Genomic DNA, 21876 nt, shown 5'->3' with positions numbered 1-21876 from the left:
GCGGGACGCCGGGGCGGCCACGGGACGCCGTACGGCCGGTCCGGGGACCACCGTCCCGGGGACCGGCCGCACGAGCACCTTCCGTACGCCACGGGCTCACACGTTTGGGGGCGCCCCGTCAATCGGGCGTCCGAGCACGCCGGGCCGCCGCTGCCAGGGGTGCGGGCCGGCCGGCGGGCGGTAGCCCACGCCGAGGGCGTCGAGCCGGGCGTAGTGGGCGGTCATCCGGCGGGTGAAGTCCTGGTAGTCGCGGGCGTCCGACGGCGGCAGCTGCGACCAGGCGACCTCGGCGAACGCCGTCAGGCGCGGAAAGACCTGGTAGTCGACGCGCTGCTGACTGTCCATGACCTCGGACCACGCGTTGGCCTGGGTGCCCATGATGCGCGCGGCCTCTTCGCCGGACAGCTCCGCCGGCACCGGTTCGAAGCGGTAGACGTCCTCCAGGGTCCGTACGAAGCCGATCGGCACCGGTTCGTCCATGGAGGCGTGCTGACGGTGGTCCAGGTACACCTGCTGTTCCGGGCACATGACGACGTCGTGGCCGGCGCGGGCGGCGGCTATCCCGCCGCCGTAACCGCGCCAGGAGGACACCGCGGCGCCCTCGGCCAGGCCGCCCTCGATGATCTCGTCCCAGCCGATCAGGCGGCGTCCGCGGGCGGTCAGCCAGCGGTCGAAGTGCCGGATGAACCAGCTCTGGAGCTCGTCCTCGCCGGCCAGTCCCAGCTCGGCCATCCGGGCCTGGGCGGTGGGCGACGCGCGCCACTGGTCCTTGGGGCACTCGTCGCCGCCGATGTGGACGAACGGCGCGGGGAAGAGGGCGAGCACCTCCTCCAGGACGTTCTCGTAGAAGCGCAGGGTGTTCTCGGTGGGTGCGAGGACGTTCGGGTTGACGCCCCAGGTGTCCCAGACCTTCAGGGCGGCGGTGTCGACGACGTCGGAGTTGCCGAGTTCCGGATACGCCGCGATGGCGGCCTGGGAGTGGCCGGGGATGTCGATCTCGGGGACGACGGTGATGTGGCGCTCGGCGGCGTAGGCGACGATCTCGCGGATGTCGTCCTGGGTGTAGAAGCCGCCGTGCGGGCGCTCGTCCCACAGCGGGGAGGCGCGGTGGCCGAGCTTGGTGCGCTCGCGCCAGCCGCCGACCTCGGTCAGCTTCGGGTAGCGGGTGATCTCGATGCGCCAGCCCTGGTCGTCGGTGAGGTGCAGATGCAGGACGTTGAGTTTGTGCGCGGCGAGCAGGTCGAGGTAGCGCAGTACGCCGTCCTTGGGCAGGAAGTGCCGGGCGACGTCCAGCATCATGCCGCGCCAGCGGAAGCGGGGGGCGTCCTCGATGCGCAGCGCCGGGAGGGGCCAGGTCCGCTTGTCCGGGACGGTCGGCGCCCGCCGGAAGGCGTCCGGGCCGAGCAGCTGACGGAGGGTCTGGGCGCCCCAGAACAGCCCCGCCTCGCCGCCGCCCTCGATGACGGTGAGCGGGCCGTCGGTGACGAGGCGGTAGCCCTCGGGCCCGAGCTCCCGTTCGGTCTCCGGGTCCAGCCGGAGCACGATGCGGTTGCCGGAGTCGCGGAACGGCGCCAGCGGCAGGCCGGTGGCGGCGCCGACGGTCCCCCGCAGCCACCGCGCGACGCGTTCGGTGCCGGGCCGCGCCTCGATCTCGGTGCGCTCGTCCAGGGTGGTGCCCTCGCCGCCGGCGGGCGGGCCGTGCTGTGCCCGGCGCGGCAGGGGGATCAGGTCGGTGTCCGGATGCGTCATGACGTCAGTCCTTCACCGCGCCGCCGAGGCCCGAGACCAGGCGGCGCTGTACGAGTACGAAGAAGACCAGCACAGGGATGGTCATCACGGTCGATGCTGCCATGATCCCGCCCCAGTCGTTCTCGTCCGGTTTGAAGAAGACGAGCAGCGCCATGGGGAGGGTGGAGTTCTCGGTGGCGCTGATGATGAAGGACTTGGCGAACAGGAAGTCGTTCCAGGTCGAGATGAAGGAGAAGACGCTGGTCGCGACAAGTCCGGGGAAGACGAGCGGGAAGAGGATCTGCCACAGGAAGCGGGCGCGGCTCGCGCCGTCGATGGCGGCGGCCTCCTCCACCGCCGCCGGGACGGCCCGGACGAAACCGCGCAGCATCCAGATGGCGAACGGCAGCGAGAAGGCGAGGTGCGGCAGGATCAGTGCGCCCAGTGTGTTCAGGCCGATGCCGGGCACGGCCGTGCCGACGTCCCGCAGCAGGAAGAACAGTGGGATGGTGAGCGCCTCGACCGGCACCATCTGCGCGACCAGGAACATCACCAGCAGGGTCGTGCGGAAGCGGAACCGGAAGCGGGTCACGGCGGTGGCCGCGAGGAACGCGATCAGCGCGGAGACGACGACCACGACCCCGGCCACGAACAGGCTGTTGAGGAAGTAGCGGCCGAAGTCCTGCTGCTGGAAGACCCGCCGGAAGGCGTCCAGCGAGGGGTCGAGGGTCCAGGGGAGCGGCCGGGTGGACTGCACCTCGCCGGCCGGTTTGAACGCGGACAGCACCATCCAGTAGAGCGGGAAGGCGACGGCGGCGGCGATCAGCAGCGCACCGGCCTCCGCGGCGAGCCGCCAGGGCCGCCGCGGCAGGAAGCGCCCCGGGGCGCGCCGGGTGCCCGCCCGGTCCGCCGTCGCTCGGACACCGCTCACAGTTCCTCCCCCTGGCGGCGCAGCAGCCGCAGATAGCCGAGCGTCACGGCGAGCAGGATCAGCAGCATCACGACGCCGATCGCCGAGCCGAGGCTGTACTGCGAGGACGCGAACGCCTTCTGGTACGCGTAGACGTTCAGGACGAGGTTCTGGCCGGCGATACCGCCGCCGCCCGTCATCACATAGATCTGGGTGAAGACCTTGAAGTCCCAGATCACCGACTGGATGGTGACGACGACGAGGATCGGCCGCAGCATCGGGGCCAGCACGCTGCGCCAGACCCGCCACTGCGAGGCGCCGTCCAGTTCGGCGGCCTCCAGCACCTCGCCGGGGACGGCCCGGATGCCGGCGTAGACGGTCACCATCACGAACGGGAAGGAGCACCAGACCACTTCGAGCAGGACGAGGGCGAACGCGCTGTAGCGCCCGTAGGTCCAGGAGTAGTCCTGGAAGCCGGTCAGACCGAGCCGGACCAGCACCTTGTTCACCGGTCCGAGGTCCGGGTCGAAGAGGAACATCCAGACCGTGGAGCCGGTGACGGCGGGGGTGGCCCAGGCGCCGAGCCCGGCGAGCATCAGGGCGAGCCGGGGCAGTGCGCGGATCCGGGTGAGGAGCAGGGCCAGCGCGCAGCCCACCGCGAGGGTGCCCAGCACACAGGCCGCGGCGAACAGCACGGTCGCCAGCAGTACCTGCCAGAACTGGCCGTCGCCGAAGAGCGCGGCGTAGTTGGCGAGCCCCTGGAAGCTGGTCGGCTCGCCGCCGCTGACCTGGGCCTGGGTGTATTCGAGGAACGAGATCAGGCCGAGTTGGTAGAGGGGGTAGACCAGCAGGCCGCCGAGGACGATCAGCGCGGGGGCGAGATAGAGCCAGGGTGTCCAGCCGCCCGCGCGCCGGCTGCCGGTGCGCGCGGTACTCACTTCCGGAATGCCTCGTCCATCTTCCGCGCGGCGGCGCCGGCGGCCGCGCCGACGTCCTTACGGCCGCTGACGATCTCCTGGAACATGGTCGGCAGCACCAGCGAGGCGTCGATGGTGCCCCAGCCGGGGGTGGCCGGGACGAACTTGGCGCCGGCCTCCAGCGTCTTGACGAACGGGGCGGCGTACGGCTTGCGCGCGGCGGCCTCGGCCCGTACGTCGCCGTACGTCGGCAGGAAGCCCATCGCGTCGAACAGCCCCCGCTGGGTCTTCTTGCCCGCCAGCTCCTTCATCAGGTCGACCGCCAGGGTGCGGTGGGTGGTGCTCTTGAGGACGCCGATGTTGTTGCCGCCCGCGAAGGCCGGCGCGATTTCGCCCTTGCCGAGGCCGGGCAGCGGTACCACCGCGTACTTGCCCCGTACGGCTCCGGCCTCGACGGCCTGGTGGTTGAAGTCGCCGCCGATGGCCATCGCGGCCTTGCCGGAGGCGAAGGCGGTGACGGTGTCGTTGCCGCCCATGCGCGCGCACTTGGCGGCCGGGCAGTTGTCGTCGCCGAACAGGCCGGTGTACGCGGCGATGCCCTGCCGGGCGCGGGCGCTGTCGATGGCGGCGGTGTAGGTGCCGTCCTTCTTCGCGGCGAGTTCGCCGCCGGCCGCCCAGATGAACGGCAGCGCGCCGTAGGTGTACGCGCCGCCGACCGCGAGGCCGTACAGCTCGGGGCGGGCCGCGCGGATCCGCTTCGCGGCGGCGACGAGCTCGGCCTGGGTGGTGGGGACCGCGATGCCCAGGTCCCGGAAGACGTCGGTGCGGTAGTAGAGGGCGCGGACGCCGACGAAGAGCGGGGCGCCGTAGATCTTCCCGTCCACGGTCACCGATTCCTTGGCCGCGGGGTCGGTGTCCTTGGCATCCTGCCAGGCGGTGAACTCCCGGCTCACGTCGGCCAGTCCGCCGTCCTTGACGTATCCGGCGGTGTCGGTGTTGCCGTACTCGATCACATCGGGTGCGCTGGCCGGGTCGTTGAAAGCTGCTTTGATCCGCGGTGCCCGGGTTTCGACGGGGATGTAGTCGACGGTGACCTTGACGCCCTTATGGGACGCCGTGAAGGCCGACACCGCCTGCTGGACCACCTTCTCCTTCGGTGCGTTGTCGACCTCCTGGAAGAGCCAGACCCGCAGCGTGCCGGTCTTCGCGTCCGCCGTGGCGCCGGCGCCGGAGGTGGCCGGGGCGCAGGCGGTGACCGCGGGGCCGGCCAGCACAAGTGCCGTGGCGGCGGCGGCTATTCGGGCAGAGAGGCGCATGGCAGAACCCTCCGAGTCTTGTTGCAACATACGCAACGAGCGTTTCGCATTGCACAATTCCCTGGAGATTAAGGGTGGTTACGCGCCACGACAAGAGCCCGTCACCGCCGAAGATCTCCACGCCGCCCCGCGCGGCACCCGCCGGCGCGCCCGCCCGCACCCGCCCGGCTCCCCTGCCGCCCGGCCGCCCCGCCGTCCGCGCACGACGACGGGCCCGGGTCCATGAAGGACCCGGGCCCGTGCCGGTACCTCTGCCCACGGCGGACGCACGCCCGCCGCTACCGCCTGCGGCAGCCGCTACTTCTTGCCGCCGTCCTTGCCGCCCTTGTCCTTGTCGCCACCGGCGCCCATGGACTCGAAGATCTCCTTGCACATCGGGCAGACCGGGTACTTCTTCGGGTCACGCCCCGGAACCCAGACCTTGCCGCACAGCGCGACGACAGGAGTGCCGTCGAGCGCACTCGCCATGATCTTGTCCTTCTGGACATAGTGGGCGAAGCGCTCGTGATCGCCGTCGCCGTGCGACACCTGCGGTGTCGGCTCTACGAGGGTTCCCGTACCTGCCCCGCGCTCGGGCTCAACAGTGCTCATAACTGCCAAGGGTACCCACGCGCGCGGCGACCCGGGAGCGCCGGCCCGTCGCCAGGTGCAGGGCGAGACCGGCGGCCGCCACCCCCGCCGCCGCCCAGGGCAGCACGTACGGCGCCGCGCCCACCGCCAGCGCCAGCCCGCCCAGCGCCGAACCGACCGCGCTGCCCAGATAGAGCGCCGAGTTGTTCAGCGCGAGCGCGACCGTGCCGCGGTCCGCGCGCAGCGCCAGCAGCCGGTGCTGCTGCGGCACCTGGAGCGCCCAGCCCGCCGCACCCCACGCCACCAGCGCGGCCACCGCACCGGGCAGCGCCACGGAGGCCAGCGACGGCAGCAGCGCCTGCGCCACGACGATCACCACCAGCACCACGCCGACCAGCCGCCCGGCCCGGCCCGTACGGTCCACCAGCGGCCCGGCCAGCACACTGCCCAGCACCCCGCCGACGCCCCACGCCCACAGGTACGGGGCCACCTCGCCGACACCGCCCGCGGCGGCCAGCACCGGCGCGAGGTAGGTGTACAGGCCGAGGCTGGCGACCGCGGCCAGGAACGACACGGCGACGACGGGTGCCACCGCACGGTCCGCGATGGCCGCCAGCCGGGCCCGGACCGGGACCGCGGGCTCGGCGGGCACCGGCGGCAGCAGCGCCGCGAGACCGCCGAGGGCGACCGCGCCGAGCCCCGTGACCAGCCACATCGTGGTGCGCCAGCCGGTGTGCTCGGCCAGCAGCACCCCGATCGGCACGCCCAGTACGGTGCCCGCGCTCATCCCGCCCATCACCAGCGCCAGCGCCCGGCCGCGCCGCGCCTCGGGGACCAGTGCGGCGGCGGCCGCCGTGGACAGCGCCGAGTAGACCCCGGCCCCGGCGCCCGCGACCACCCGGGCGGCGAGCAGCGCGCCCAGCGAGGGCGCGAGCGCCGTCACGCCGTTGCCGAGTGTGAAGACCGCCAGCGCGGCCAGGATCAGCACCCGCGGCCGCACTCCGGCCAGCAGCCCGGCGACCAGCGGCGCGGAGATCGCGTACGCCAGCGTGAAGACGGTCACCAGCTGCCCCGCCAGGGACACCCGGGTACCGATGTCGTCCGCCAGGACCGGCAGCAGACCGGCCATCACATAGGCGTCCAGGCCGAGGGTGAAGGCCCCCAGCGTCAGCAGCCAGACCTTGCGCACCGCGCTCAACTCCCCTGATCTTCCGGGGCACCGGCGCCCCGGGATGAACCGATGCGGGAAACGTAGGCAGTCTCCGGATGCCCGGGGAAATGCCCGCGGGGCCGCACTTATGCTGGGGCGGCATGAATGACGACAGGGCTCCGGGCCGCGCGGGGGACACGCTCCGTACGGCGGATACGCGCGGTACGGCGGATGGCCGCTGTGCGGCGGATACCCGCCGTACAACGGATACGCGCCGTACGGCGAAGGCGAGCGGCCCGGCGGATACCGGCCATACGGCGGATGCGGCGGATGCGGCGAGTGCGGCCGGGGCGACGGCGGGGGCCGGCCACGGCCCCGAAAGCCCCGGAAGCCCCGACGGTCCGGACGGCTTCGCCGCCTTCGACGGCGTCGAACTGCGGCATCTGCGCGGCTTCCTCGCCGTCGCGGACGAGCGCAGCTTCACCCACGCCGCCGACCGGCTGCGGACCGGCCAGCCCGCCCTGACCCGGACCGTCCGCGCACTGGAGACCGCCCTCGGCACCCGGCTGCTGGACCGTACGACCCGCCGCGTCGAGCTCACCGACGCCGGCCGCCGGCTCTACGACGACCTCGCCCCGCTGCTGCCCCGGCTGGCCGCCGCGCTCCGCTCCCCCGCCGGGCCCGCGGTCCTGCGCCTCGGCTTCACCTCGCTGCTGCCCGCCGCCTGCGCCCCGCTCACCGCGGACTTCGAGGCGGCGACCGGCGCCGGCGTCCGGCTGGTACGCCGGGACTCCCCGCTCGCCGGGCTGGAGACCGGGGAGTCGGACATCGTGGTACTGCGCGGCGACATCCCCCCGGGCGCCGGGCTGCGCACCACCCTCCTGCTCCACGAACCGCGGATCGCCGCCCTGTCCCGCACCCCGCTGCGCGCCGCCGGCCACGCGGACGACCATCCGCACGGCCACCCGCGAGACCCTGCCGGCGAGCACGCCGGGGACCGCGCGGCGGGGCACGCCGATACCCGGTCCGGCACCGCGGCCATGGCCGCGGCCGTCCGCACGGTGGCCCACCGCCGGGTGCTGGACTGGGCCGAGCTGGCGGATCTGCCGCTGGTGGTCAACACCGTCACCGGCAGCACCACACCCGACCTGTGGCCCGTCGGCCGGCGCCCCCGACTCGCCTGCACCGCGGGGAACTTCGACGAGTGGCTGGAAGCGGTCGCGGCCGGCCACGGCGTCGGTGTGGCACCGGAGCCGGTGGCCCGGCGGCACACCCACCCCGGCATCCGGTACGTACGCCTCAAGAACGCGCCGCCGGTACCCGTCCACCTCGCGCTGCCCGCCCGCGACGCCCACCCGCTGGCGGAGCGCCTCTTCGCACTGGCGGAGCGGCGAGCGCACCCGGCACCTGCCGCACACCCCGAGGGCACGGCGCGCGCCGCACGGACGGGACCCGCCGGGCGCTGACCCCGCGCCCGCGCCCGCGCGGCCGCCGTCCCCCTCGCCCTACGACGCCACCCGCAGCCCGCCCCGGTCGCCCGTGGTCAGGCCCAGCTCGGTGGCGAACGCGAGGGCCGCGGCCGGCCGCACGTCGTACCAGGAGTCCCGGTCGCAGACCGCGTCCAGCAGCTCCGCTATCTCCGCCGCACCGACCGTGCGGGCCTCGGCGGCGGCGAGGAAGCCGTGGACCGCGGCCAGGGGATCGGCGTCCGTCTCCCGGCGCGCCACGAGTTCCTGGACGATCTCCGCCACCGCGGTGTCCCCGGCCGCGGCCCAGCTCACGGCCGTCGCCAGACCGTCGTCCGGCAGCTGCCCGGGATACGGCGCGCGGCTCCAGACCCCGTCCTGCCACCAGTACACGAAGCCGAGGAGTCCGCCCTCGGCGTCCTCCCGCAACCGCTCCCGGGGCAGCCAGTCGGGGCCGCCCGACAGGAAGTCGAGCCGCCTGCCGCCCCAGTGCGTGTGACTGCCGTCCGCGTCCTGCCCGCAGAGCAGCGCACGGCCGTCCCCGGACAGTTCCAGCCGCCACCAGTAGCTGCCGCCGCCGTTCCAGCACACCAGCCCCTGGCCGGTCCGGGCGAATTCGTCCATGTCCGGCACGGCGGCCGCCACCACGGCCAGCGTCGCGGCGCGGGCCCACAGCCGCTCCGGATGATCAAGGTCCTCGGGCACGCTCGGCCTGTGCATGGCCGTCCCCCGTTCGTCTCGCGCGGCCCCGCCTTCGCGTCCGTCCGCGCACCGTCCCCTGCCATCTCGAACCTTAGCGACGGGGTCTGACAATCCCCCATGACGAGCCCGTAACAACGTCCCCGCGGACCCGGCCGCCCGCCCGGCACCACACGGCCCGCGGCCCGTCGTCACCCCCGGCCCGAACCGGCCCCGGCGCAGCTCAGCTCAGCTCAGCCCGCAGCTCAGCTCGGTTCAGTGCAGCTCGGCTCGGCTCGATTCAACTCGGCTCGGCTCAGTTCAGCGACGGGTCGTCCGGATACGTGGCGACCATCGCCAGCTCGCTGCGCTGACGCCGCAGCACCGCGCGCCACAGCCGCTCCGGATCGGGTGAGGAGATGTCACCGGGCTCGCAGTCGACGACGTACCAGGCGCCGTCGACCAGTTCGTCCTCCAGCTGGCCGGGCCCCCACCCGGCGTACCCGGCGAAGATCCGCAGACTGCCGAGGACCGCCGCGAGCAGTTCCGGCGGGGCCTCCAGATCGACCAGGCCGATCGCGCCGTGCACCCGGCGCCAGCCCAGCGGCTCGTCCCCGGACCGTCCGCCCTCCGCCGTGTCCGCGGCCGGTTCGCCGGCCACCTCCGCATCGGCCGCGCCGGGCCAGGCGCCGCTGCCCACCGGCGGGCCGCCGCCCTCCCGGTACAGGCCGCCGGGCACCACCGCCACCCCGAGCGCCGAGTCGAGCGACACCGGACCGCCCTGGAAGACCACGCCCGGCGCGTCGGCCAGCGGGGCCCACGACGCGAGGATGTCCCCGACGCCGACCGGTGTGGGGCGGTTGAGGACCACGCCGAGGGAGCCCTCCTCGTCGTGATCGAGGAGCAGCACCACCGCGCGGTCGAAGTTCGGATCGGCGAGCGCGGGTGTCGCGACGAGCAGTCGGCCTGTGAGCGAGGACACCTCGGGCATGGCCACATGATCCCGCACTTCGGCCCGGTGCGGGGAGTCAACGACGGGACCCGTGCGAGAGCAGGGCAGGGCGTACGGCGGCAGCCCCGGCGCACGGCACGGGCACCGGATCGGCGCCACGACCGCCGCAAATTGCCCCTTCGCGATACAAAGGTGGATTTACGGCCAAAAGGTGATTACAGATCAAAGGCGGACCGTAGCCGAGCGTGTTGTGACAAAGCCATTACACGCCTGGACCGCACACAGCCCGCAGGACACCCCCTCCGCCGCCCTTACCATTTCTCATTGGCCCTAGACCGTCTCCAGGAACGCGAGATCCATGACCGTCTCTACTGACGACGACGTACTGCTTGTCCACGGTGGCACCCCGCTGGAGGGCGAGATCCGGGTTCGCGGTGCGAAGAACCTCGTACCGAAGGCGATGGTCGCCGCCCTCCTCGGCAGCGGGCCGAGCCGGCTGCGCAACGTGCCCGACATCCGCGACGTCCGCGTCGTGCGCGGGCTGCTGCAACTGCACGGCGTGACGGTCCGCCCGGGTGACGAGCCGGGTGAGCTGATCCTCGACCCGTCGCACGTGGAGAGCGCCAACGTCGCGGACATCGACGCGCACGCGGGCTCCTCGCGCATCCCGATCCTGTTCTGCGGCCCGCTGCTGCACCGCCTCGGCCACGCCTTCATCCCCGGTCTGGGCGGCTGCGACATCGGCGGCCGGCCGGTCGACTTCCACTTCGACGTGCTGCGCCAGTTCGGCGCGACGATCGAGAAGCGCGACGACGGGCAGTACCTGGAGGCCCCCCAGCGGCTGCGCGGCACCAAGATCCGGCTGCCGTACCCGTCGGTCGGCTCGACCGAGCAGGTGCTGCTGACCGCCGTCCTGGCGGAGGGCGTCACCGAACTGTCGAACGCCGCCGTGGAGCCCGAGATCGAGGACCTCATCTGCGTCTTGCAGAAGATGGGCGCGATCATCTCCATGGACACCGACCGGACGATCCGGATCACCGGTGTCGACAGGCTCGACGGCTACACCCACCGCGCCCTGCCGGACCGCCTGGAGGCCGCGTCCTGGGCGTCCGCGGCGCTGGCCACCGAGGGCAACATCTACGTCCGCGGCGCGCAGCAGCGGTCGATGATGACCTTCCTGAACACCTTCCGCAAGGTCGGTGGCGCCTTCGAGATCGACGACGAGGGCATCCGCTTCTGGCACCCGGGCGGCTCGCTGGACGCCATCGCGCTGGAGACCGACGTCCACCCCGGTTTCCAGACCGACTGGCAGCAGCCGCTGGTCGTCGCGCTGACCCAGGCGTCGGGCCTGTCGATCGTGCACGAGACGGTCTACGAGTCCCGGCTCGGCTTCACCTCGGCGCTCAACCAGATGGGCGCCCACATCCAGCTCTACCGCGAGTGCCTGGGCGGCTCCGCCTGCCGCTTCGGGCAGCGCAACTTCCTGCACTCCGCGGTCGTCTCCGGGCCCACCAAGCTCCAGGGCGCCGATCTGGTCATCCCCGACCTGCGCGGCGGCTTCTCGTACCTGATCGCGGCGCTGGCGGCGCAGGGCACCTCCCAGGTGCACGGCATCGACCTGATCAACCGCGGCTACGAGAACTTCATGGAGAAGCTCATCAGCCTCGGCGCCCATGTCGAGCTGCCGAACGGCGCACTGCGCGACTGAGCGCCCGGCGTCCGCGCCGCGCCCCCGCGCACACGAGGGCGGCCACCCGGACCGGGTGGCCGCCCTCGTCGTACCGGCCCCCGGGAGCGGCCGGAAACGGCGGCGGAAAGCGGGCCATACGGCCCGCACACCGGCGCACGGCATGCGAGAAGGGCGGTCATCCCTGGGAGGGATGGCCGCCCTTCTCAGCCGTACTGAGGGGTCTTACTTCCCCTTGGCGGCTTCCTTGAGCTTGGAGCCCGCGGAGACCTTCACGCTGTAGCCGGCCGGGATCTGGATCGGGTCGCCGGTCTGCGGGTTGCGCGCGGTACGAGCGGCACGGTGGGTGCGCTCGAAGGTCAGGAAGCCAGGGATGGTGACCTTCTCGTCGCCCTTGGCGACGATCTCGCCCGTCACCTCGGCGAGAGCGGCCAGAACGGCGTCGGCGTCCTTGCGAGTCACCTCGGCGCGATCGGCCAGAGCGGCCACCAGCTCACTGCGGTTCATTTTTGTACTCCCGTGTTCTTCTTGCCAATGAGGCGTGACATCGAAGCCGATGCTGCCAGGGTCCTCGGACAGTCCCCGGACCCGGGTCTGTCCATCAGTTCCCTCGTGCCCCGGGGGTCCCCCCTGGACAAAGTCCTCGGGGGAGCATCCTGCCCCCACCTGCGGCGGTAAAGCCAATCCGGCACCCTGGAGGGTCACACGAAAAGCGCCACTGCCTCGTAGTGGTGACGTTCCGTACCGCGCCGCTCCGGGTCCGGCCCGGAGGGCGGCGGTCGTCCGCTGCCAGCCACCCTATGGGGGCCTCGCGGACGGCGTGTCACACGACGCGCCGTGTCAGAGCCCCGTGGCGGCCGTCACAGTCGGATCTCCGGCCTTCGCCGCGTTCCGTACCGCATCGGCCACCGCGCCCGCAACCTTGTCGTTGAAGACGCTGGGGATGATGTAGTTCGGGTTGACCTCGTCCTCCAGGACGACATCCGCCAGGGCGCCGGCCGCGGCCAGCATCATCTCGGTGTTCACCGTACGGGACTGCGCGTCGAGGAGACCGCGGAAGACGCCGGGGAACACCAGGACGTTGTTGATCTGGTTGGGGAAGTCGGAGCGGCCGGTGGCCACGACGGCGGCGGTCTGCCGCGCGACGGCCGGGTCGACCTCCGGGTCGGGGTTGGCCAGCGCGAAGACGATCGCGCCGTCGGCCATCTTCGCGACGTCGTCGCCGTCCAGGACGTCGGGCGCCGAGACGCCGATGAAGACGTCCGCGCCGACCACGGCCTCCTTGAGGGTGCCGGTGACGCCCTCGGGGTTGGTGTTGTCGGCGATCCAGCGCAGCGGCGAGTCGGGGTCGGCGGAGACCAGGTCCGCGCGGCCGGCGTGCACCACACCGTGGATGTCGGCGACGACGGCGTGCTGGATGCCGGCCGCGAGCAGCAGCTTGAGGATGGCCGTACCGGCCGCGCCCGCACCGGACATGACGACCCGTACGTCCGCCGCCTTCTTGCCGACGACGCGCAGCGCGTTGGTGAGCGCGGCGAGCACCACGATGGCGGTGCCGTGCTGGTCGTCGTGGAAGACCGGGATGTCCAGGGCCTCGCGCAGCCGCGCCTCGATCTCGAAGCAGCGGGGCGCCGAGATGTCCTCCAGGTTGATGCCCGCGAAGCCGGGGGCGATGGCCTTGACGATCTCCACGATCGCGTCGCTGTCCTGGGTGTCCAGGCAGATCGGCCAGGCGTCGATACCGGCGAAGCGCTTGAAGAGGGCCGCCTTGCCCTCCATGACGGGCAGTGCGGCCATCGGGCCGATGTTGCCCAGGCCGAGCACTGCGGAGCCGTCCGTGACGACCGCGACGCTGTTGCGCTTGATCGTCAGCCGGCGGGCGTCCTCGGGGTTGTCGGCGATGGCCTGGCAGACCCGTGCGACACCCGGGGTGTAGAGCATCGACAGGTCGTCGCGGTTGCGGATGGGGTGCTTGGACGCCATCTCGATCTTGCCGCCGAGGTGCATCAGGAAGGTCCGGTCGGAGACCTTGCCGAGCGAGACGCCCTCGATCTCGCGCAGCTTGCCGACGATTTCGTCGGCGTGCGCGGTGGATGTCGCGGCGATGGTGACGTCGATCCGGAGCTTTTCGTGGCCGGAGGCGGTCACGTCGAGGCCGGTGACCGACCCGCCGGAGGACTCCACGGCCGTGGTGAGCTGGCTGACGGCGGTGCCGCTCGCGGGAACTTCCAGTCGCACCGTCATCGAATACGAGACGCTAGGCGCCGTTGCCATGGCCGACTTCCTCTGCTTTCCCTTGTTTCACTCTGCGCGCCGCTCCGTGATCCGGCCACGCCGGATCCGGAGCGCATCATCCGATCGTCCCACCTACCAGCCGGTATACGGTAACCAGCCAGTGAATTCGGAAAGACGTTTCCACCATAAGAGAGTCGGCCTCTCGTACGGAACCCCCCTCCGGCGGGCCCGGCGGACCGCTTCCGGAAACGGCGACGGGCGCCCCTCCCGGAGGAGGGACGCCCGCGCCTCGTGCTGAGCGGCACCGACCCGCCATGCTCGCCTCGCGGCAAGTGGTCGCTCGTAGCGACGATGGTTGGGCCCGGGGGCTTGGATCGGGCCGGTGCCGCCTCCAAGGCTAACAAACCATCTCCAGAAGCGAATCCCGTCCCACGGGACCGGTTCGCGGCCCCCCGGACGGCGGTGCGCGGCGCCCGCCGCGCACCGTCCGCCCGGTCAGTCCCGCAGCAGGTCGGGCACCCCCTGCGCGTCCGGCTCGTCGCGTCCGGCGGAGAGCACGGTCAGCTGCTGGGTGGCCCGGGTCAGCGCCACGTAGAGCACCCGCAGCCCGGCCGGGGACTCGTCGGCGATCTCGGCCGGCGAGACCACCAGCGTCGCGTCGTACTCCAGCCCCTTGGCCTCCAGGGAGCCCAGTGCGACCACCCGGTCGCCGAGACCGGCCAGCCAGTCGCGGGCCTGCTCCCGGCGGTTCATGGCGACGACGACACCGACCGTGCCGTCCACCTCGCCCAGCAGCCGGCCGGCCTCCTCGACGGTGGCCCGCGCCAGTTCCGCCTCCGCGGCGGCCCGGCCGCCGGCGTCGGCGACGACCGCGAACCGCGGCTCCAGGCCCGTGGCGCGGACCGCCCGCGGCGACTCCATACCGGGCATCGCCAGCGCCAGCACCCTGGCCGCCAGCTCCGCGATCTCCGCCGGGTTGCGGTAGTTCACGGTGAGCGTGAAGCGGCGGCGCGGGCGGGTGCCCAGCGCCTCGTCGCGCGCGAGCGCGGCCTCGTCCGGGTCGGACCACGAGGACTGCGCCGGGTCGCCGACGACGGTCCAGGTGGCGTGCCGGCCACGCCGGCCGACCATCCGCCACTGCATCGGCGTCAGGTCCTGCGCCTCGTCGACGATGACGTGGGCGTAGTCGGTGCGCTCCTCCGCCAGCCGCTCGCGCCGGCCGCGCCCCGCCGTGCGGTCGGCGAACGTCGACAGCTCCTCCAGACCGGTCAGATGGTCCAGCGGGTCCGCCTCGCGCTGCCGGGCCGGCCGCATCGGGGCGCCGAGGATCAGCTCCAGTTCGTCCAGCAGCGCGACATCGTGCACCGACAGCGGCCCCTGGCCCGCGCCGTCCAGCCGCCGCAGCGAACGGGCGAGTTGGCGCACCTCGCGCGGGTTGAGCACCCGGCGCGCCCAGCGGCCGAGCCGGCGCTCGTCGGCCATCGCGGCCAGCACCCCGCGCGGGGTCAGCTCCGGCCACCAGGCGTCCAGGAACTCCTGGAAGTCCGGCTCGGTGCCGATGTCCTCGTCGAAGCCCTGGCGGACCTCGGCGGCCAGCTCGGGATCCGTATAGCGCCGGGCGGCCCCCGACTTGGTCCACAGGGCGTCCAGGATCAGCCGGCGGGCGCGCGGGCGCAGCAGGTTGACCGGCGCGGTCCCGCCCAGCGCGACGTGCCGGATGCCGCGCAGCTCCTCTGCTTCCAGCTCGATCCGGCCGCCGAACGCGACGACCCGCAGCCGGGCGGGCGCCGCGGCGGGCTCCTGGTCCGCGCGCGGGGAGCGGACCCGGCGGCGGCCCCGGCCGTCCTCCGTACCGGCGGCGGGGGCCGCCGGCGCGTCGTCCCCGGCCGCCGCGAAGAGGTCCTCCAGGGACAGCTGGGCGGCCTCCTCCGCCGGGGCCCCGGCGCCGCCCGGCCGGCCGTCCTCCGACGATCGCGCGCCCGTGCCCGGCGCCGCCGTCTCCAGCGACCCGCGGGCCGCCTTGCGCAGCAGCTTCTGCATCCGGCTCGATCCCTTGATCCGGGAGACCGCCGGGGGGTCGTACGCGGTCGCCTCCGCGCCGTCGACGAGCGAACCGAGCGCCCGGATGGCGACCTGGCCCTCCTCGCCGAGCGACGGCAGCACCCCTTCGGTGTACGAGACCAGCAGCGGCGTCGGCGAGACGATCAGGATGCCGCCCGCGTACCGGCGGCGGTCCTGGTAGAGCAGGTAGGCGGCGCGGTGCAGGGCGACGGCGGTCTTGCCCGTACCGGGCCCGCCCTCGACCTCCGCCACGGACGCGGCGGGGGCGCGGATGACCAGGTCCTGTTCGGCCTGGATGGAGGCGACGATGTCCCGCATGGTGTGGCTGCGGGCCCGGCCCAGCGCGGCCATCAGCGCGCCGTCACCGATCGCGGGCAGCTCCTCGCCGTCCAGCGTCGCGGTGACCTCCGGGCGCATCAGGTCGTCCTCGACGCCGAGGACCTTGCGGCCCTTGGAGCGGATGACCCGGCGCCGTACGACCCGGCCGGGGGAGACCGGCGTCGCGCGGTAGAAGGGCGCGGCGGCCGGTGCCCGCCAGTCGATGACCAGCGGCGAGTAGTCCGCGTCGAGGACGCCGAGCCGCCCGATGTGCAGCGTCTCGGCGATCTCCGCGCGGCCGTCCTCGATCGCGCCGTCGGCGGGCTCGACGGAGGTGTACGCGCCGTCCGGGCCCTTCTTGCCGTCCTTGCCGAGGAGCAGGTCGATCCGGCCGAAGAGAAAGTCCTCGTACTCGGAATTCAGCCGGTGGAGATGGACGCCGGCCTGGAAGACCTGGGCGTCGCGCTCGGCGAGCGCGCCGGGCGTGCCGACCTGGCCGCGCTTGGCGGCGTCGTCCATCAGGAACTCTGCCTCGTGGATCTTCTCCTCAAGGCGCCGGTAGACGCGGTCGAGATGCGTCTGCTCGGACTCGATCTCACGGTCGCGAACGGAATCCGAAGCGTGATCCGGTGCGTGCGTGGCGTTCTGCGCGGCCACCCAGGCCCCCTTCTGCTGTGCGTAGGGCAGCCGTCAACCGTACGCGAACCGGGAACCTCGCGCATCCGCCTTAACGGACAAATATGGGCGCAGTTGGTCGGATGTTGACCCAGAGATGGTCCGCCGACCGGCCGCACCCGGGGTCCGGATCTTGAAACGATCAAGAATGGGCGCGGAGCCAGGGGGTGCGGGGCCTGTGGGCACGAGAGCGGTGGACGCGGGCCGATGGGGGCGAGACCGGTAGGCACGGGGCCGCCGGACATGAGACCCGCGGCTCCCCCTCGTCACCTCACCCCTCACCCATCGCCGTCCCGCCCCGCCGCCTCCCGTCCCGTCGTCCGCCGCCGGTGCCGCGCCACCCGCTCCCGATTGCCGCACACCTCACTGGAGCACCAGCGCCGGCGCCGCCCGCGGGAGGTGTCCAGATAGACCAGCGTGCAGTTCGCGCCCGCGCACTGGCGCAGCTGGCCGCGTGCCGCCGTGTCGGTCAGCAGCCCGACCGCGTCCCGCGCCACCGCGGCCAGCAGCCCGGCACAGTCGGGCGGCCCGGGGAACGTACGGGCCAGGGAGCCGTCCTCGGCGCGGACCGCCCGGACGGCGGGCGGATGGGCGGCCGCGGCCGCGGTGTTGAGCAGCACCAGGTCCGTATCGGCCGCCCGGCCCCGGAGCTCGTCGTGCACGACGCGGCGCAGCAGTTCCCGCAGCGCCCGGAAGCGGGCGACCCAGTGGCCGTCGACGCCCTCCAGCGGCGCGCCGTGCGGCACCACCCCCGCTCCGACCAGCCAGGCCGTCAGATGCTCGGGACCGGTGAGCCGTTCGGCCGGGGGGTCGCTGGTCGTGGCCACCAGGTCCAGGCAGATCCGCCCGCAGTCGAACCGCAGGCCGTGTGGCGCCGCCATGTGCCTGTCACTCCTTAGGGAACAACGCGTATGAGGTCAGAGTGCCCGGGACGGTCTGCGGAAGGAACCCTCCGATGACCGGCCCTCCGTGCACACATCCCACCTAAACACCTCATGTACACCTCTCGTGTAGACACTCCGCGTATACCTCTGTTGTATAGTCCGCTGGGTGACGGTCGGCCCGCGCGCAGGACCCGCCGTGCCGCACCGCCGCGCCTCCGCCCCTCCCGCTCCTCAGGACGTAGGTCTCCATGTCGCGCACATCCATGCTCAAAAACCGCGCCAGCCTGACGCACAAGCTCAGTTACGCGGTGCGCAACCCGGCCCGAATCACCCCGTACGTCAAGCGCACCGCGCGGGACACCTGGCTGCGCCTCAAGCACCCCAACCACGTGGACTACTACCGCGCGGTGATGGCCTCCGACACCAACCGCAACCCGGAGGCGGCGGTCGGCAGCCAGACCCATGAACGGTGGCTGGCGCTGGGCGAGATGCAGTTCAACTACCTTGCGGAGCACGGCCTCAAGCCGAGCCACCGGATGCTCGACATCGGCTGCGGCAACCTGCGGGCGGGCTGGCGCTTCATCGCCCACCTCGACGCCGGCAACTACTACGGCATCGACATCTCGCCGGACATCCTGATATCGGCGAAGCAGACCCTGACGACGTACGAACTCCAGCCCAAACTGCCGCACTTGACGATCACCCAGAACCTGAAGCTGGACTTCCTCCCGGAGGCCCACTTCGACGTCGTCCACGCGCACAGCGTCTTCTCGCACTCGCCGATCACCGTCATCGACGAGTGCTTCGCCAACGTCGGCCGCATCCTGGCCCCCGGCGGCTTCTTCGACTTCACCTTCGACCGCACCGAGGGCGCCGAACACCAGGTCCTGCGCGAGGACTTCTACTACCGGACCGAGACCCTGGTGAAGCTGGCCCGCAAGCACGGTCTGGAGGCCCGCTTCATGGAGGACTGGGAGACCCGCAAGCACGGCCAGTCCAAGATCCGCGTCAACAACCCGTCCTGACGAAAGCGGCGCACGGGGCCGGGCCGTACGCGGCCCCTGCGCGAGCGGGCACGGAGGACGGGCTCTGAGAGCGGATGCGGCGTACGGGGCCGGGAGCCCTGCGCGCCGCCGTACGCCTCGCCTCGCCGAGCGCCACGCCGTACGGCGACGCCGTCACCGCGGGCCGTACGCCACCCGGCCGCGCGCGGGGCGCCCTCACACCCCGCCGCCCCCGTCCGTCCCCGCTGACGGCTCCGCCGCCAGCCGGTACCCCCGCTTGACGACGGTCCGGATCAGCTCGGGCGCGCCCAGCGCCGCCCGCAGCCGGGCCACCGCCGTCTCCACCGCGTGCGCGTCCCGGCCCGTGCCCGGCAGGGCACGCAGCAGCTCGGCGCGGGAGACCACCCGTCCGGGGCGGCGGGCCAGCGCGCCCAGCAGCGCCATCGGGGCGGGCGGCACCGGCCGCGGCTCCCCCGCCACCACGACGGCGTGCCCGCGGATCTCCACCCGCCGCCCGGCGACCGTCAACTCCTGGGCCCGGTCCGGCAGTTCGCGGCAGAGCAGCTGCACCAGCGGCCCGATCCGGAAGCGCTCCGGCTGTACGACGGGGATGCCGTGCGCCTGCAACGGCCGCGCGGTGACCGGCCCCACGCAGGCCACCAGCACCTCCCGCCGCAGCGCCGCCAGCACCTCTTCCCGGCTGCCCCGCTCCTCGGCGCGCCGCAGCAGCGACACGGCGGCCGGGGCGCTGGTGAACGTCACCGCGTCCACACCGCCGCCGGTCACCGCGTCCAGCAGCCGGTCCACCGGACCGATGTCCACGGGCGGCAGCCAGCGGTAGACGGGTACGGCGACGACCTGCGCACCGCCGGCCCGTAGCGCCCCGATGAACTCCGGCAGCGGCTCCCCGTGCAGCTGTACGGCCACCCGGCGCCCGGCGACCCCCTCCGCCAGCAGCCGGTCGAGCACCTCCGCCATCGACTCGGAGGCCGGTGACCACCGCTCGGTCAGCCCGGCGGCCCGGACCGCCCCGCGCACCTTCGGACCGCGCGCCAGCAGTTCCGCCCCGGCCAGCCGGCCGAGCAGCGCCTCGCCCAGACCCCAGCCCTCGGCGGCCTCGACCCAGCCGCGGAACCCGACGGCGGTGGTGGCCACGACCACGTCCGGCGCGTCCCCGATCAGCTCCCCGGTCACCGCGCGCAGCCCGGCGTCGTCCGGCAGCGGGACGGTACGCAGCGCGGGCGCGTACCGCACCCGCGCCCCGCGCCGCTCCAGCAGCGCCCCCAGCTCCGCCGCCCGCCGGGCCGCCGTCACCCCGACGGTGAACCCGTCCAGCGGACGCGCCTCCGGTACGGCCTGCGCCCCGGCCCGCGCACCGCCTCGCTCATCGGCCTGCATATCGGCCTGTTCTTCGGCTCGCGCATCGACCTGTTCTTCGGCCTGTTTCTCGGTCCGCGCATCGGCCCGTTCCACGACCCGCGCATCGGTCTGCCGCTCGCTCATGCTCTCTCCGCCCCGCTCCGCCCGGAGTGGTGTGGTGGCTCGGGCACCCGCCCACCGCCCCGGCCCGGGCCGCACCGGGGTGACCAGCCGCCGGACCGGCAGACATCATCCGACCGTCCCGGACCTCCAGTATTTCCCCACGGCTCCCGTACCGGCCGCCGCCCGCTTCCGGCCGCTTCCGGCCGGAGAACCGGCCGACATCCACGCACCGGCGGCAACCTGCGCCACACCCCTTTCCTCACTGCCTTCCCCACCTTCCTCATCAGCCTGGCGTTACTCATCAGCCCGGCATTGCTCATCAGCCGGCCTTTCCTCGCCGGCCCGCTCATCCACGGCAACACCGCATCCGCCCACCCCCGTCCATGACGCCAGGACCCCGAGGGGCCCGCACCTCGGCATCTCCCCGCACGCTTGGGCACCCTCCGCCCCATCCACCACCGCCCGCCCGCCTGTCCGTCCGCCTGTCCGCCGTCCGCCCGCCTGTCCGCCTGTCTGCTGTCCGGCTGTCCGCCCCTCCGCCTGCCCGTCCGCTCTGTCCGCCGTCCGCCCTGTCCGACTGTTCGCCCGCCCCCCCGCCACATCCACCCCCATCACCCGAGCATCCTCCGGCGGCAGCCACGCCCCCGCCGGTGCGGTCAACCACCCACCCGCCTCGGCGAGTTCACGAGCGGTCGCCCGCAGCGCGTCGAGACCCGGGTGCCGCAGTCCCCGCCGCCACACCATCGAGACGGGCGACAGCGGCACCGGGTCCACCAGCGGCCGCAGCACCATCCCCGGCACCTCGATGAACTCCACGCTCGCCAGCACCGACCAGCCCTGTTTCCGCACCACCCGCACGAACTCCTGCGCCCCGTCGATCTCCGGAAACGGCTCGGCCATCGCGATCCCTTGCCCCGCGAAGAGCTGCGCCGCCAGATCGGTCCACTCCGCGGTCCCCGGATTCCCGGCGCCCGCGTACAGCGTCTCGCCGGCCAGCCCGGCCAGCGGCACGGCGGACTTCGCGGCCAGCGGATGGTCCTCCCGCAGCAGCACCGCCATCGGCTCCAGCCGCACCGGCTGGTGCTCCAGCCCGGCCCGTACGCCCGGCGGCAGCGCCGCGAACCGCCCGAACGACACATCGAGCCGCCCGGCCGCCATCTCCCCCGCGGCCCCCGTCAGCCCGCCGTGGAACCGGGCGACCAGCTCACAGCTCTCCGGCACCCGCCCCCGAGCCGTGGCCAGCACCCGGTACGCGGTCCCGACCGGCGCCCCGGCATCCACCAGCAACGGCCGCTCGGGCACGGGCCGGAACGCGGCGGCCAGTTCGTCCTGTGCGGTCAGCACCCGCCGCGCGTACGGCAGCAGCCGCTCCCCCTCCACCGTCAGCGCGACCTGCCGCGTGGTACGCGCGAACAGGCTCACCCCCAGCCCGCGCTCCAGCCGCCGGATGTCCCGGCTCAACGCCTGCTGCGCTACGTACAGCCGGGCCGCGGCCCGCGTGAAGTGCAGTTCCTCGGCGGTGGCGACGAACGCCCGGAGCAAGCGCGGTTCCACGTCATACGACACCCCGCCACGCTGCCAGCCACCCCGCACCATTCACAACCCATCCGCGTGAACAGGCGTTGATCAGGTGTTGGACGCGGCATCCGGCCCGGCACGACCGTGGACCCGTGATCCTCTTCCTCGCCGCCCGCCCCGTCACGCCCCCGCCCGTACGCCCCACCCCGCCCCGACGCCGTCGCGGCCGCCCTGCTCCTCTGCGTCCACTACGACGCCCCCGCCTGGACCCTCTTCGCCTCCTACGCCGCCACCGCCACCACGCCCAACACCGGCGGTATGGCAC

General features: G+C 73.2%; 16 protein-coding genes and 1 pseudogene. 3 read left to right on the top strand and 14 right to left on the bottom strand.

Annotation, left to right across the window (positions count from 1 at the left end):
- Positions 1 to 96 precede the first annotated feature (96 nt).
- From IH09_RS19230 to IH09_RS19205, 6 genes are all read right to left on the bottom strand, one after another.
- On the bottom strand, positions 97 to 1749 hold the full coding sequence (locus IH09_RS19230) for a beta-N-acetylhexosaminidase (RefSeq protein ID WP_052857801.1): 1653 nt from the start codon (positions 1747 to 1749) through the stop codon (positions 97 to 99).
- Between the two features lie 4 nt (positions 1750 to 1753).
- Positions 1754 to 2599 carry a carbohydrate ABC transporter permease gene (locus tag IH09_RS19225; protein ID WP_052858007.1) on the bottom strand — a complete coding sequence of 282 codons (846 nt, stop codon included), beginning with the start codon at positions 2597 to 2599 and terminating at the stop codon, positions 1754 to 1756.
- 56 nt (positions 2600 to 2655) lie between these two features.
- A complete protein-coding gene (locus IH09_RS19220) occupies positions 2656 to 3585 on the bottom strand; it encodes a carbohydrate ABC transporter permease (RefSeq protein ID WP_052857798.1) in 930 nt (309 codons plus the stop codon).
- Positions 3573 to 4871, bottom strand: coding sequence for an extracellular solute-binding protein (locus IH09_RS19215; protein WP_052857794.1), 1299 nt, complete (start codon positions 4869 to 4871; stop codon positions 3573 to 3575). The genes IH09_RS19220 and IH09_RS19215 overlap by 13 nt, the downstream gene beginning before the upstream one ends.
- 297 nt (positions 4872 to 5168) lie before the next feature.
- Positions 5169 to 5462: a DUF3039 domain-containing protein gene (locus IH09_RS19210; protein ID WP_078568732.1), complete on the bottom strand. Its 294-nt coding sequence runs from the start codon at positions 5460 to 5462 to the stop codon at positions 5169 to 5171.
- Positions 5449 to 6630 carry an MFS transporter gene (locus IH09_RS19205; RefSeq protein WP_052857792.1) on the bottom strand — a complete coding sequence of 394 codons (1182 nt, stop codon included), beginning with the start codon at positions 6628 to 6630 and terminating at the stop codon, positions 5449 to 5451. Before IH09_RS19205 ends, IH09_RS19210 begins: the two co-directional genes overlap by 14 nt.
- A gap of 122 nt (positions 6631 to 6752) precedes the next feature.
- Between IH09_RS19205 and IH09_RS19200 the strand changes: the two genes are divergently transcribed.
- Positions 6753 to 8057, top strand: a complete 1305-nt coding sequence (locus IH09_RS19200) for a LysR family transcriptional regulator (protein WP_240150740.1) — start codon at positions 6753 to 6755, stop codon at positions 8055 to 8057.
- A 39-nt stretch (positions 8058 to 8096) separates the two neighbouring features.
- On the opposite strand, the gene IH09_RS19195 is transcribed toward IH09_RS19200, so the two are convergent.
- Positions 8097 to 8777: a hypothetical protein gene (locus IH09_RS19195; protein WP_052857789.1), complete on the bottom strand. Its 681-nt coding sequence runs from the start codon at positions 8775 to 8777 to the stop codon at positions 8097 to 8099.
- A 274-nt stretch (positions 8778 to 9051) separates the two neighbouring features.
- Complete coding sequence (locus tag IH09_RS19190; RefSeq protein ID WP_052857786.1) at positions 9052 to 9726, bottom strand: YqgE/AlgH family protein; 675 nt, start codon at positions 9724 to 9726, stop codon at positions 9052 to 9054.
- 319 nt (positions 9727 to 10045) lie between these two features.
- Here IH09_RS19190 and murA point away from each other — a divergent pair, with 319 nt between their 5' ends.
- Positions 10046 to 11395 carry a UDP-N-acetylglucosamine 1-carboxyvinyltransferase gene (gene murA, locus IH09_RS19185; RefSeq protein ID WP_052857782.1) on the top strand — a complete coding sequence of 450 codons (1350 nt, stop codon included), beginning with the start codon at positions 10046 to 10048 and terminating at the stop codon, positions 11393 to 11395.
- A gap of 204 nt (positions 11396 to 11599) precedes the next feature.
- On the opposite strand, the gene IH09_RS19180 is transcribed toward murA, so the two are convergent.
- The 4 genes from IH09_RS19180 to IH09_RS19165 form a co-directional block, all read right to left on the bottom strand.
- Positions 11600 to 11881 carry an HU family DNA-binding protein gene (locus tag IH09_RS19180; RefSeq protein WP_030069353.1) on the bottom strand — a complete coding sequence of 94 codons (282 nt, stop codon included), beginning with the start codon at positions 11879 to 11881 and terminating at the stop codon, positions 11600 to 11602.
- A 333-nt stretch (positions 11882 to 12214) separates the two neighbouring features.
- Complete coding sequence (locus tag IH09_RS19175; RefSeq protein ID WP_052857779.1) at positions 12215 to 13648, bottom strand: NAD-dependent malic enzyme; 1434 nt, start codon at positions 13646 to 13648, stop codon at positions 12215 to 12217.
- Between the two features lie 456 nt (positions 13649 to 14104).
- Entirely contained in the window at positions 14105 to 16645 is a 2541-nt protein-coding gene (locus IH09_RS19170) for a UvrD-helicase domain-containing protein (protein WP_052857778.1), read from the bottom strand.
- Between the two features lie 296 nt (positions 16646 to 16941).
- A complete protein-coding gene (locus IH09_RS19165; protein WP_052857775.1) occupies positions 16942 to 17544 on the bottom strand; it encodes a CGNR zinc finger domain-containing protein in 603 nt (200 codons plus the stop codon).
- A 251-nt stretch (positions 17545 to 17795) separates the two neighbouring features.
- Between IH09_RS19165 and IH09_RS19160 the strand changes: the two genes are divergently transcribed.
- Positions 17796 to 18572: a class I SAM-dependent methyltransferase gene (locus IH09_RS19160; protein WP_052857772.1), complete on the top strand. Its 777-nt coding sequence runs from the start codon at positions 17796 to 17798 to the stop codon at positions 18570 to 18572.
- 195 nt (positions 18573 to 18767) lie between these two features.
- Here the strand turns inward: IH09_RS19160 and IH09_RS19155 are convergent, their stop codons facing one another.
- Both IH09_RS19155 and IH09_RS19150 read right to left on the bottom strand, forming a co-directional pair.
- Complete coding sequence (locus IH09_RS19155; RefSeq protein ID WP_052858004.1) at positions 18768 to 19949, bottom strand: uroporphyrinogen-III synthase; 1182 nt, start codon at positions 19947 to 19949, stop codon at positions 18768 to 18770.
- A gap of 681 nt (positions 19950 to 20630) precedes the next feature.
- Positions 20631 to 21599 (bottom strand): annotated as a pseudogene (locus IH09_RS19150) (LysR family transcriptional regulator); the annotation flags it as partial.
- Positions 21600 to 21876: the final 277 nt, after the last annotated feature.

Source organism: Streptomyces celluloflavus, assembly GCA_000720995.1.
In the GTDB taxonomy this organism is placed as follows: Bacteria; Actinomycetota; Actinomycetes; order Streptomycetales; family Streptomycetaceae; genus Streptomyces; species Streptomyces celluloflavus.
This window is presented reverse-complemented; position numbering and strand designations above follow the sequence as displayed.

Coding starts and splice junctions, on each gene's coding strand:
- IH09_RS19200 (WP_240150740.1), top strand. CDS start 6,753: ATGAATGACGACAGGGCTCCGGGCCGCGCGGGGGACACGCTCCGTACG.
- IH09_RS19215 (WP_052857794.1), bottom strand. CDS start 4,871: ATGCGCCTCTCTGCCCGAATAGCCGCCGCCGCCACGGCACTTGTGCTG.
- murA (WP_052857782.1), top strand. CDS start 10,046: ATGACCGTCTCTACTGACGACGACGTACTGCTTGTCCACGGTGGCACC.
- IH09_RS19165 (WP_052857775.1), bottom strand. CDS start 17,544: ATGGCGGCGCCACACGGCCTGCGGTTCGACTGCGGGCGGATCTGCCTG.
- IH09_RS19210 (WP_078568732.1), bottom strand. CDS start 5,462: ATGAGCACTGTTGAGCCCGAGCGCGGGGCAGGTACGGGAACCCTCGTA.
- IH09_RS19230 (WP_052857801.1), bottom strand. CDS start 1,749: ATGACGCATCCGGACACCGACCTGATCCCCCTGCCGCGCCGGGCACAG.
- IH09_RS19190 (WP_052857786.1), bottom strand. CDS start 9,726: ATGCCCGAGGTGTCCTCGCTCACAGGCCGACTGCTCGTCGCGACACCC.
- IH09_RS19155 (WP_052858004.1), bottom strand. CDS start 19,949: ATGCAGGCCGATGAGCGAGGCGGTGCGCGGGCCGGGGCGCAGGCCGTA.
- IH09_RS19180 (WP_030069353.1), bottom strand. CDS start 11,881: ATGAACCGCAGTGAGCTGGTGGCCGCTCTGGCCGATCGCGCCGAGGTG.
- IH09_RS19175 (WP_052857779.1), bottom strand. CDS start 13,648: ATGGCAACGGCGCCTAGCGTCTCGTATTCGATGACGGTGCGACTGGAA.
- IH09_RS19195 (WP_052857789.1), bottom strand. CDS start 8,777: ATGCACAGGCCGAGCGTGCCCGAGGACCTTGATCATCCGGAGCGGCTG.
- IH09_RS19160 (WP_052857772.1), top strand. CDS start 17,796: ATGTCGCGCACATCCATGCTCAAAAACCGCGCCAGCCTGACGCACAAG.